This is a genomic window from Streptococcus halitosis, from assembly GCF_027691175.1.
Classification (GTDB): Bacteria; Bacillota; Bacilli; order Lactobacillales; family Streptococcaceae; genus Streptococcus; species Streptococcus halitosis_A.
In genome coordinates this window covers 92,847-105,020 of record NZ_JAQFBD010000003.1, presented here as the reverse complement: position 1 = coordinate 105,020, position 12,174 = coordinate 92,847, and the positions used below count along the sequence as shown (strand labels likewise).

General features: G+C 39.8%; 7 protein-coding genes and 1 CRISPR repeat array. Of the genes, 1 reads left to right on the top strand and 6 read right to left on the bottom strand.

The genetic code is table 11. The annotated features are described in order from the left end of the window. Positions 1 to 17: 17 nt before the first annotated feature. Positions 18 to 1,572: direct repeats of the CRISPR family, unit length 36 nt; unit sequence GTTTTGGAACCATTCGAAACAACACAGCTCTAAAAC. Positions 1,573 to 1,662: 90 nt separating this feature from the next. The 6 genes from csn2 to PG086_RS08155 form a co-directional block, all read right to left on the bottom strand. Beyond that, the gene (gene csn2, locus PG086_RS08180; protein WP_084919949.1) at positions 1,663 to 2,325 is read right to left on the bottom strand and encodes a type II-A CRISPR-associated protein Csn2; all 663 of its coding nucleotides are present in this window, start codon (positions 2,323 to 2,325) and stop codon (positions 1,663 to 1,665) included. Next, on the bottom strand, positions 2,315 to 2,659 hold the full coding sequence (cas2, locus tag PG086_RS08175; protein WP_270748539.1) for a CRISPR-associated endonuclease Cas2: 345 nt from the start codon (positions 2,657 to 2,659) through the stop codon (positions 2,315 to 2,317). The genes csn2 and cas2 overlap by 11 nt, the downstream gene beginning before the upstream one ends. Continuing rightward, positions 2,656 to 3,522, bottom strand: a complete 867-nt coding sequence (cas1, locus tag PG086_RS08170; protein ID WP_084919948.1) for a type II CRISPR-associated endonuclease Cas1 — start codon at positions 3,520 to 3,522, stop codon at positions 2,656 to 2,658. Before cas1 ends, cas2 begins: the two co-directional genes overlap by 4 nt. Next, complete coding sequence (gene cas9 / locus PG086_RS08165) at positions 3,522 to 7,637, bottom strand: type II CRISPR RNA-guided endonuclease Cas9 (RefSeq protein ID WP_167266509.1); 4,116 nt, start codon at positions 7,635 to 7,637, stop codon at positions 3,522 to 3,524. Before cas9 ends, cas1 begins: the two co-directional genes overlap by 1 nt. 685 nt (positions 7,638 to 8,322) lie before the next feature. After that, positions 8,323 to 9,222: a UTP--glucose-1-phosphate uridylyltransferase GalU gene (gene galU, locus PG086_RS08160; protein ID WP_000811022.1), complete on the bottom strand. Its 900-nt coding sequence runs from the start codon at positions 9,220 to 9,222 to the stop codon at positions 8,323 to 8,325. 21 nt (positions 9,223 to 9,243) lie between these two features. Beyond that, positions 9,244 to 10,260: an NAD(P)H-dependent glycerol-3-phosphate dehydrogenase gene (locus PG086_RS08155; RefSeq protein ID WP_049478400.1), complete on the bottom strand. Its 1,017-nt coding sequence runs from the start codon at positions 10,258 to 10,260 to the stop codon at positions 9,244 to 9,246. A gap of 206 nt (positions 10,261 to 10,466) precedes the next feature. Here PG086_RS08155 and PG086_RS08150 point away from each other — a divergent pair, with 206 nt between their 5' ends. Continuing rightward, entirely contained in the window at positions 10,467 to 12,173 is a 1,707-nt protein-coding gene (locus PG086_RS08150) for an ABC transporter ATP-binding protein (protein ID WP_049478401.1), read from the top strand. Position 12,174 lies beyond the last annotated feature (1 nt).

The window sequence follows — 12,174 nt, the reverse complement described above, 5'->3', positions numbered from 1 at the left end:
CTTCTTGCCTTCCGAGAGTTTTGGAACCATTCGAAACAACACAGCTCTAAAACAGGCCTCAAGCAAACGAGTGTGCAACTTCTGTTTTGGAACCATTCGAAACAACACAGCTCTAAAACTAACGTGCAACAAGCTTTGATTGCAGTTGGGTTTTGGAACCATTCGAAACAACACAGCTCTAAAACATGACTACGCTGAGTGCTGCAGAAAATATTGTTTTGGAACCATTCGAAACAACACAGCTCTAAAACCTGCTGGGATCATCCCGTTTGCGCGTTCTTGTTTTGGAACCATTCGAAACAACACAGCTCTAAAACAATATGACCCCAATTGAAGACCAGTATCTAGTTTTGGAACCATTCGAAACAACACAGCTCTAAAACTATCCTGCAACCCAAAGAGAATTAGGAAATGTTTTGGAACCATTCGAAACAACACAGCTCTAAAACAGAATGCCATGGAAGCCTTCGCGAAAGATAGTTTTGGAACCATTCGAAACAACACAGCTCTAAAACTGTACTTCAAAGCAGATTCTTGCTCTGTCGGTTTTGGAACCATTCGAAACAACACAGCTCTAAAACCGATTATGAACAAGCTGACAGTAGAGATCGGTTTTGGAACCATTCGAAACAACACAGCTCTAAAACTTAAAAGCATTGACTACTCGTGGATCAGTAGTTTTGGAACCATTCGAAACAACACAGCTCTAAAACAACATTAATCGTAGATAAGGAGCGGTTCAAGTTTTGGAACCATTCGAAACAACACAGCTCTAAAACACTGATATTGAAATTAAATAGATTCTTAATGTTTTGGAACCATTCGAAACAACACAGCTCTAAAACTGACATGCTCGATAACTGGGATTTTTAATCGTTTTGGAACCATTCGAAACAACACAGCTCTAAAACCATATCCTCACCTCCTTTTTAATGCACAAAGTTTTGGAACCATTCGAAACAACACAGCTCTAAAACGTGTAGTTGGATTTCTTGCTCTTTCCGTGAGTTTTGGAACCATTCGAAACAACACAGCTCTAAAACGGGTGATGTATGAAATTTTTGGATTTATTTGTTTTGGAACCATTCGAAACAACACAGCTCTAAAACCTATGCGGTTCAATATATGCTTACAACTCTGTTTTGGAACCATTCGAAACAACACAGCTCTAAAACCGGGAGAAAGCAAGCAAGAAAACTCCCAAGAGTTTTGGAACCATTCGAAACAACACAGCTCTAAAACTTTTCGTGATTGAGGATTCCTTTAACGTTCGTTTTGGAACCATTCGAAACAACACAGCTCTAAAACTCAGGAAATGGGATGAATGGAGAGGTTTATGTTTTGGAACCATTCGAAACAACACAGCTCTAAAACCTTTATTTGTTGTGAGTGTGGGAGCCAATCGTTTTGGAACCATTCGAAACAACACAGCTCTAAAACATGTGCCACAATCATATCCCAATAATCAGGGTTTTGGAACCATTCGAAACAACACAGCTCTAAAACAAAGCGAAGTTGAGTATCAGATTGCAGGGAGTTTTGGAACCATTCGAAACAACACAGCTCTAAAACCTCGTAGAAAAATTTTTCTCACGAAATTTCGTAATCGCGCCATTCGTCCCAGCCGGACTTCAGCTCGTCAGGTTCCAATTGTTACTCTTATTATACCATATTTTCAGGGTTCAAGAAATAGTCTTGATCCAGCACATACTGCGGAAAATCATAGACTTTTCGAGGTTCGACAAATAAAACCTTTAGTTGATTGAGTTGGATATACTCTATCAGATTTACCAACTCATCCTTTGATAGATAGGCGATCGCATTGATGAAGACAAGGAGTTTCTTTTTGGAAAGATATTTAAAAACTTGAACAATTTCTAGCATCTTTTCGAAAGGTGTATCACTCAGAGTTTCAACTTTGACCCCTAGCGCATCAATCAACTCTAGAATGGTGATTTCGTCGTACTCTAGGTCTAATTCGTTTTCTAAACACTCAAATGCCAGCAATTCTGTTATCGTAGCTACCAGCTTTTCAATCATAGATTTGACTTCGGGCTTGTCATTGAGCTGATTTTCAAGATCTGCATGTATCAACTTGAGCATAGCAGGTGAGTTGAGATTGTATCCTAAGACATCCGTTATCACTAGTAACTCAGCCTCTTTCAGAGGTTTTAGATTTCTATCAAATAACTTTAATTCTCCATCATCAGTGTACTGGTAGAACTGCTTGACGATAGTCGAAAAGGTAAACTGGTCTTCCAGGACTAAAAAGGTTGCATTTTCAATAGCCAATGGTTCATCCAATAATGGGAAATTAATCTTCATCTCCAGGCTCCTCTCCTAGAAAAACTAAACGTGCGTCGGAGTTTGCTACGCTGGTATTTCGCTCGCCATTTAAGTAGATCATACGAGAAAACTGCTTTTCGGTAACGGTTAAGAGAGTAATGTTTCCTTTTTTAGGGTTATGAGTCTTGAGTCGTTCAATCATGGCGTTATTAGCAGAGTTGTTGAGTAAGAGCTTGCTATAGATGGAGAATTGGTGCATGATAAATCCCTCATCTATGAGGAACTTGCGAAATTTCCGATAGACCTTGCGTTCCTCTACGGTATCAACGGGCATATCAAACATTAAAATCATACGCATATATCGATAACTCATATCCTAAACTCAGGAACTCCTTTCTCCGGTTGATTAAGGGTTTGGATGACTTTTTTAGTATAGTCGCTGACGATATTGGATAGGTACATATCTTTGCCATTGTAGTGGAAGGTATCTGAGAAAATAGTGAACAGTTCTCGTTTGATTTTGACAAAAGAACTGTTTCGATTTTCATAGACGATTCTGTCAATAATCGGACGGAAAGGCTCCATAATATCGCTAGCGAGGTTGAATTGATTAAACTGGTTGGCATGTTTCAAGCCAAACTGGGTCATACAACCAGACAACACAATCTCACGCGCAAACATACTCAAAATTAAGGTGTAACCGTAGTCTAAGGCAGCATTGACATCATTATCTTGTTCACGGCTAAAATCATTTCCAAACAAGGTGTTAAAATAAATTCGAGCTGCGTGCCCCTCACGATTACTAGGATCAAACAAATCCAACCCATGATAGAGATCGATGACGGACTGACTCTTTTCCAGAAAACCACAACTCCCTAGATAAAAAGCCTGATTGAGAATTTTTTGTGCAATAATAGTGGTCCAAACTTGTGCTTTAGCCTCCTCGCTCCAAGTAATTTGCCGAGAGAGTTGCAGACTGGAATCGTGTCGACCGTAGTAGGGCATTAAGTATGCCGTTGGTAAACGTTTATCATCACAAAAGATCACCAGAATATTTTCATCCACCAAGCGTTTTATCAGCATAGTGGAGAGAACGATATCCGTCGTCTCCAAAAGAAGGATGTCCACCTCGGACAGGTGAATCAACTCTGTCCGAGAGGCATCTTTAAAAATCAAGTGATTGTTTTTGTAGGAGAGTTTAGAGTGCGTATTGACAACAACGGTTCTCCATCCCATTAGTCTTCTCCTAGTTTGCTTAAATCAATCCGAGTCTCGTAGAGACCAGTGATGGATTGGTGAATGAGGGTGGCGTTGAGGATTTCAGATACAGTTGTGTATCGTTTTCGATCAACATCTTTGCCAAAAAATTTAAAGGCAGCAGGAGCACCCAAAGCAGTAAAGGTCAACAAATTGATAAACGAATTTGCTAGAATTTCTATATCTGCTTGCTCATTGTCTGCATATAAGTTCTTGATTTTCTCTAGATTTGCATCTGCGAGGACATATTTTTGAGAGAACTCAGATACAAGATTTAACAAATCCTTAAATTCATTTCGGTGTTTCTGAATGTATTCCAAATGTCCTGATTCGTCTAGTTTATGGACATTTTTAGAATGGTAGAGCAAGGTTGTTAAATATACTGGAAGCACTATTTCATTGCCTTTTTGAAGTTCTTTCGCACTTGCAAGTAGTCGTCTGCGACCATTTTCCAGTTCAAATAAACTATACTTAGGTAGGCAGAGGATGTTTTCTTTACGGACATTATGATAGCCTTTATTTTCAAGGAAAGTTATTGGATTCTCCTCAAAAGCGGCCTTTTCCATAATCGTGATACCAACTAGAGTTTTGATAGTCTTCAGTTTTTTCGCTTTTCCTTTTTCGATATCGGCAATGAGCAAGATCGAATAGGCGATAACAGGGCTATCAAATCCCCCGTATTTAGTAGTATCCCAAAGAATATCCTTTGTTTTTCGAGGGATTAGCTTGTCAGAATTTCCTTTAGGAAGAATGGACTCTTTAGAGAAGCCACCTGTTTGCTCTTCTCTCTTCTTCACAATATTTACCTGCGGAAGTGAAAGTACTTTTTTGATTGTTGCGAAATCTTTTTCCTTATTCCAAGCGATTTCTCCAGTGTCTTTGGAGTATTCGATATTTTCTCTTTTTACGATGGTTCCGTCTGCGTAATGCACCTCTTCTTTAAAGAAGTTCAACAAGTTTGAGTAGAAGAAATACTTTTCAGTTGCTTTTTCGACTTCTTTAGGATCTTTGGATCTTGAGATGTATCTCTTAAGATCGTACTTTTGATAGTCACCATAGACGAATTCAGGCTCTAGTTTAGGATATTTCTTGAGGATAGCCTTAGCCACTACGGCATTTAAGTAGGCATCATGTGCATGGTGGTAGTCGTTGATTTCCCGTATCTTGTATAACCTAAATTCTTTACGGAAGTTGGAAACCAGGTTGGATTTCAAAGTGATGATTTTGACGGTACGGTTCTTCTTATCCTTCTCATTCACTTCTGTATTATAGCGAGCATCTAAGATCTGAGCAACGTGTTTTGTGATTTGACGTGTTTCAACTAGTTGGCGTTTGATGAAGCCAACTTTATCTCGCTCATCTAGCCCGCCACGTTCAGCTTTGGTTAAATTATTAAATTTACGTTCTGAAATCAATTTGGAATCCAACAATTGTTGCCAAAAGGCTTTTCTTTTTTGAACGACTTCTAAACGTGGAACATTATCGGATTTCCCACGATTATCCTTTGAACTAGTCAAGACACGGTTATCAAGAGAATCATCCTTGATAAAGGCCTGTGGGATGATGTGGTCAATGTCATAGCTGCTCAGTTGGTTGATGTCAAGAGGTTTCCCAGTATACATATCCCTCCCATTTTGGAGATAGTAGAGGAAGAGACGGTCATTTTGAAGTTGAATATTATCTGTAGGATGCTCTTTTAATATATTCGAATCAAGCCCAGGTGCTAAATTTTTCAGTGCATCTTCAATGCGCTTATATCTTTGTTGAGAATTCTTTTTCCCCCGGGCAGTTGTCTGATTTTCTCGTGCCATCTCAATCACAATGGACTCAGGAGCATGGCCCATAACCTTGACAAGTTCATCAACAATCTTGATACTTTGTAAAATTCCCTTTTTAATGGCAGGGCTTCCTGGGAGTTCTCGGACAACTTGCTTCACACCATCAATCTCACCAACCACTTGTGCTTTTTGGATAATTTCTTTGAAAGAAAGTCCGTCATCGTTGATTAACTGCATAAAGTTGCGATTGATTTGACCGTCATCAATCAGATAATCAAGAATCGTTTTGCCAGTTTGTTTATCACAGATACCGTTAATCAGCTTGGCAGAGAGTTTTCCCCAACCAGTATAATGTCGACGAGTTAGTGCCTTGATGACTTTTTCATCAAAGAGAGAGTCATATTGTGCAAGACGCTGCTTAATCATCTCGCGGTCTTCAAAGATAGTTAGCGTGTGGACGATGTTTTCAAGAATCTCTTCATTTTTGGAATCATCCATAAACTCCTTATCCTTGATAATCTTGAGCAAATCATGGTAAGTAGAAAGACTAGCGTTAAATTGTTTTTCAATTCCTTTTAGTTCGATTCCATCGTAACCATCAACATTGTGTAGATAATGAATGATGTCTTTTTCAGTTACTTTTCTTTTCTCTTTGAATAATTGATTGACAATTTGCTTCTTCTGCCCACTATCAAGGAATTGATAGTTTCTCAATCCTTCCGCAATAAATTTTACTTTTGTTAATTCATTATAGACAGCAAATGTTTCATACAAGAGACTGTGCTTAGGCAAAACTTTTTCCTCTGGTAAATACAAATCATAGTTAGTCATCTTATTGATGAATTCTTCTGCAGAGCTTGACTTATCAACAATTTCCTCAAAATTCCAAGGTCGGATTGCTTGGTCAGAATTTCGAGTAAGCCAAGCAAAATCACGATTGCCACGAGCCAATGGTCCAACGTAATAAGGAATACGGAAGGTTAAGATTTTCTCTATCTTTTCTTTATTGTCCTTCAGAAATGGATAATGTTCTCCTTGCCGACGGAGAATGGCATTCATTTCTTGAAGATGAATTTGATGAGGAATAGAACCATTATCAAAAGTGCGTTGTTTTCTCAAGAAATCTTCACGTTCAATTTTCTCAAGGAAATAATCTGTTCCTTCGAATTTAGAGAGAAGATTTTTGATATATTTGTAAAATGCTTCTTGTGTGGTCTTACCATCGATATATCCAGCATACCCATCTTTAGATTGGTCAGAAAAAACTTCATCATATTTTTCTGGAAGATTGTTTTTGATGAATTGTTTTAAAGCTACCAAGTCTTTTTGGTGATTTTCATAGCGCTCAATCATAGATGCTGATAATGGAGCCTTGGTTGAAGGATCTGTGACAGTCAAAATGTCTGATAGAAGAATAGCATCATAGAGTTTTTTAGCAACTAGGAAAAGGTCTGCAAAGTCATCTCCAATTTGTCCGAGCAAGTTTTCCAAATCCTCATCATAGGTATCTTTAGAAAATTGTAGCGGAGCTTTTTCTCCTAAGTCAAAATGTTTTTTAAAATCAGCTTGATTTCCTACAATCAACTTGAGAAATTCTGAAAACAAACCAGTGGACTTTTCGTCAGGAAAGAGTTTTAGAACGCGTTCTCTCTTTGCAGATTTACTAATTTTATCGGTAAAAATTGCTTCTACTTGTGCGTTTTGCCCACTAAGTGAACTTTCTTCAAAGGTGTTGCCGTAAATGCTTATAAACTCGTTAAAGATTTTTTGAATATCATTATTTTTTATATCGAAAGCTTCTTCATATAAAAAATGCCCACGGTATTTAATCATATGAGCTGATGCTAGATAGATCAAGCGCAAGTCAGCTTTTTCTTTCGAATCAGCCAGTTGCTTTCTCAAATGATAGATAGTTGGAAATTGCTTATGGTATTCTTTTTCTTCTGCCAAGGTAGCAAAAATAGGGTATTTACTCCCTCTTTTATCCTCAGGAATTAAAAAGGAGTCATCCAATCGATGAAAGAAACTACTATCGACCTTGTTCATTTCCTCGGCAAAGATTTCTTGAAGATAGCGAAGACGATTTTTCCGGCGAGTATAGCGACGACGTGCAGTTCGTTTAAGGCGTCTAGCCTCAGCAGTAGTTCCCTCATCAAACAATAGAGCCCCGATGAGATTTTTCTTGATAAATCGTTTATCAGTATTGCCCAGAACTTTCATCTTTTTCGATGGGACTTTATAATCGTCAGTGATAACGCTCCATCCGACGCTATTAGTTCCGATATCAAGTGCGATAGAGTAATTTTTGTTTTCCATGTATAAAAACCTCCGTTGTATTTGTATTAAGATATAATTTAAAAATTAAGAAATGAGAGCTTTGATTAGGTCAATGCACCCATTTATAAACTTTACTAACTCAGTTAGAATAGCTAAATTATCTTTAGTGAATTTGAATTTCCTCAAAATATTCTCCGTAAAATATAACTTTATTAAATTAAATCATTCTAACTAAAGATTTCAATAGAATAATGATGAAATATCGGTAAAAATGTGCTAAAATCGATTATAAGTTATATTTTAGTTTTAGAACTGTATTGTTTCAAATGAGGATAAACTAGCTTTTTGTCGTATCTGTAAAATAATTTACATTTCACTTGATAATCTTTGACAAGTATAGTACAATGAAGTTGTTGGAACTATTCGAAACAACACAGCAAAGTTAAAATAAGGCTTTGTCCGTACACAACTTGAAAAAGTGCGCACCGATTCGGTGCTTTTTATTTTATTATACTAACTCATTGTACTCCTATTTTTAGAAAAAAACAAATAATATCGTAGCGCTTTCATAAAATTCGAGATCAATTCGATGGAGCTTGTAAGTGGGTTAACTGAGAAATATGATTTCCTTTTGTTGGTTTATATGTTCGGGATGATAGCAATACAAAATAAAAAGAACTGGGATAATTAACTATCCTAGTTCTTTTTTATATGAACTGTTCTTCTATTCTCCCTCAGCTAACTCTTTTCCGAGTTGGATGAGGTAGTCTTTCAAGTCGTCTTTAACTTGTGGGTGTTTGAGAGCGTAGTCGATAGATGTTTTCATAAAGCCAAACTTGTCTCCGACATCGTAACGAGCTCCCTTGAATTCACGAGCAAATACACGTTGTGTTTTATTGAGGGTATCGATTGCATCTGTCAGCTGAATTTCATTTCCTGCACCTGGAGCTTGGTTTTCAAGGATTTGGAAAATTTCAGGTGTGAGGAGGTAGCGTCCGATGATAGCAAGGTCGCTAGGAGCATCCTCTGGCGCAGGTTTTTCAACGAAGGTTTCAACGCTGTAAAGACCGTCTTTCCCTTCTCCTTGCGGAGCAATAACCCCATAAGCAGAGACTTCGTCGTGAGGGACTGGCATGACAGCGATAGTAGACGCGTGGGTACGCTCGTAGTCATCCATGAGTTGTTTGGTAAGCGGAACAGCCTTTTCGTCCGTGATATCCATTAAGTCATCGCCAAGCATAACGACAAAAGGTTCATTTCCAACGAAAGCTTTGGCTTGCAAGACAGCATCTCCGAGACCACGTGGATGTGTTTGACGGATAAAATGCAGGCGCATGCCAGTTGTCTCATCAACCAGCTTCAAAAGATCTGTTTTCCCTTTTTCTTTGAGGTTATATTCCAATTCAAAGTTTGAGTCGAAATGGTCCTCGATAGAACGTTTTGACTTACCAGTAACAACCAAGATATCTTCGATTCCAGACTTGAGGGCTTCTTCAACGATAAACTGGATAGTTGGCTTGTCTACGATTGGCAACATTTCCTTGGCCAAGGCCTTAGTTGCTGGGAGGAAACGAGTTCCCAATCCAGCGGCAGGGATGACTGCTTTTCTGACTTTTTGTTTCATGATGTTCCTTTCTATAAGGGTCTACGACCATTCGTTTTCTGCTTTAAATTCATTGCTCATGATGTCAGTGATTGCTTCTTTGATATTGACACCTTCATAGATCACTCGGTAAATAGCCTGTGTGATTGGCATGTAGACACCCAATTCCTGAGCCAGTTCGTATGCTGCTCGCGTTGTTGAAATGCCTTCGATGACCATGCCCATATTAGCTTCGATGTCTGCGAGGGATTCTCCACGACCGAGAGCATCACCGGCCCTCCAGTTACGAGAGTGGACAGATGTCCCCGTTACAATCAAATCTCCAACTCCAGAAAGACCGCTATAAGTCAGAGGGTTAGCTCCTAGAGCGACTCCTAGACGGGTGATTTCCGCCAAGCCACGTGCGATGATGGCCGCCTTGGCATTGTCGCCAAACCCTAGACCATGTAGTGCCCCAGCACCAACTGCAATGATGTTTTTGAGAGCACCAGCGGTTTCAACCCCGATAACATCCGTATTAGTATAGAGACGGAAGTAGTGATTGCTAAAGAGATTTTGGACGTACTGGGCAGTTTCAAGATCTTTGGAGGCTGCGGTAATCAAGGTAATATCGCGTACAATCGTTTCCTCAGCGTGACTCGGTCCTGAAACAACAACGACTTCACTACGAAGGTCAGCTGGGATTTCCTCTTCAAGAATGGTTGAGAGGCGTTTGTGGCTATCTGGTTCCAATCCTTTGGAGGCATGCATGATGACAACTTTGTGATCGAGCACCTTTGCCACTTGTTGGGCAACCAGTCTCGTTACTTTTGTTGGGACCACAAATAAAATAGCATCCACATCCTTTAGTGTTTCTTCCAAGTCATGATAGGCTTTGATTTTTTCGTCGAGTAGGATATCTTTGAAGTAGCGTTTGTTTGTATGTTGGTTATTGATTTCATCAATTTGGTCAGAAATATTTCCCCAAATTCGAACCTCGTGTCCATTGTCGTTTAGGACCTGCGAAAGGGCAGTTCCCCAAGAACCAGGACCCAAGACAGCGATGGTTTGTTTCTTCATCTTTTCCTCCTTGTAAGAGTTCTTCCTTTCATTTTACCATAAAAAGCCTTTTCATGCATCACCTGTAGATGAGAGCGCACTAATTTATAATAAGGAGACTTCTTTGACAAGATGTCTCTTTTTTGCTAGAATAGCATCAATATGAACGAATGAGAAGGAGCTGACGCAGGATGTCGCTCCCTTTATCTATTTTATTAGGAGGAAATATGCTGATTAAAAAAATAAAAACCTATAAATGGCAGGCCTTGGCATCCTTAATGATGACAGGTTTGATGGTTGCGAGTTCGCTCTTGCAACCGCGCTATTTGCAAGAGGTGTTAGAGGCTTTGTTGGCTGGTCAAAATGAGGCTATTTATAGTATTGGCGCTTGGCTGATAGGAGTAGCCCTAGTCGGTCTGGTTGCAGGTGGGGTCAATGTAACACTTGCAGCCTATATTGCTCAAGGAGTGTCTTCGGACCTTCGTGAAGACGCTTTTCGCAAGATCCAGACTTTTTCTTATGCCAATATTGAGCAGTTTAATGCGGGTAATCTTGTCGTCCGAATGACCAATGATATCAACCAAATTCAGAACGTGGTGATGATGGCTTTTCAAATCCTCTTCCGTCTCCCTCTTCTTTTTATTGGTTCCTTTATCTTGGCGGTTCACACTCTTCCGTCACTTTGGTGGGTGATTGTCCTCATGGTGCTCCTAATCTTTGCACTAACAGCCATCATGATGGGGATGATGGGGCCACGATTTGCTAAGTTTCAAACCCTTCTTGAACGGATCAATGCTATCGCTAAGGAAAATCTACGTGGTGTGCGCGTGGTTAAATCCTTTGTGCAGGAAAAAGCACAATTTGACAAATTTACCGATGTTTCTGATGAACTTCTCGGCCAAAATCTTTATATCGGTTATGCCTTCTCAGTTATAGAACCCGTTATGATGCTAGTCGGCTATGGAGCGGTCTTCCTCTCTATCTGGTTAGTGGCAGACATGGCTCAGTCAGATCCATCTGTTGTGGGCTCTATTGCTTCCTTTATCAACTATCTCAGCCAGATTATCTTTACCATTATCATGGTTGGATTTTTAGGAAATTCTGTCAGTCGTGCCATGATTTCCTTGCGTCGTATCCGCGAGATTCTAAATACCGAGCCAGCGATGACCTTTAAAGATCTCCCAGACGAAGAGTTAGAAGGAAGTCTCTCTTTTGAAAATGTAACCTTCACCTATCCCAATGACGATGAGCCTATGCTGAAGAATGTAACCTTTGAAATTGCGCCTGGTCAGATGGTGGGTGTGGTTGGAGCGACTGGAGCAGGGAAGTCTACCTTGGCTCAGTTAATTCCACGACTGTTTGATCCACAAGAGGGGTCTATTAAGATTGGTGGCAAGGATATTCGAGATGTCAGCGAGGGAACCTTGCGTAAAACAGTTTCCATTGTCTTGCAACGTGCTATTCTCTTTAGCGGAACCATTGCAGATAATCTTCGTCAAGGAAAAGGAAATGCCAGCGTGTCAGAAATGGAACGTGCAGCACGAATTGCTCAAGCCAGCGAATTTATCGGGCGTATGGAAAACAAATTTGAGAGTCAGGTCGAAGAACGTGGCACCAACTTTTCTGGTGGACAAAAGCAACGGATGTCCATTGCCCGTGGGATTGTCAGCAATCCCCGTATCCTGATTTTTGACGATTCGACTTCAGCCCTAGATGCCAAGTCAGAAAGACTCGTGCAGGAAGCTTTGAATAAAGATCTGAAAGGGACAACAACTATTATCATCGCTCAAAAGATCAGTTCAGTCGTCCATGCGGACAAGATTTTGGTCTTGGATCAAGGGCGTTTGATTGGAGAAGGACGGCATGCAGATTTGGTAGCTAACAATGCCGTCTACCGCGAAATCTACGAAACACAAAAGGGAAAGGAGGAATAAA

Bases quoted from the DNA above. Each gene is read 5' to 3' on its own strand.
- cas9 (WP_167266509.1), bottom strand. From the start codon at position 7,637: ATGGAAAACAAAAATTACTCTATCGCACTTGATATCGGAACTAATAGC.
- csn2 (WP_084919949.1), bottom strand. From the start codon at position 2,325: ATGAAGATTAATTTCCCATTATTGGATGAACCATTGGCTATTGAAAAT.
- PG086_RS08150 (WP_049478401.1), top strand. From the start codon at position 10,467: ATGCTGATTAAAAAAATAAAAACCTATAAATGGCAGGCCTTGGCATCC.
- cas2 (WP_270748539.1), bottom strand. From the start codon at position 2,659: ATGAGTTATCGATATATGCGTATGATTTTAATGTTTGATATGCCCGTT.
- cas1 (WP_084919948.1), bottom strand. From the start codon at position 3,522: ATGGGATGGAGAACCGTTGTTGTCAATACGCACTCTAAACTCTCCTAC.
- galU (WP_000811022.1), bottom strand. From the start codon at position 9,222: ATGAAACAAAAAGTCAGAAAAGCAGTCATCCCTGCCGCTGGATTGGGA.
- PG086_RS08155 (WP_049478400.1), bottom strand. From the start codon at position 10,260: ATGAAGAAACAAACCATCGCTGTCTTGGGTCCTGGTTCTTGGGGAACT.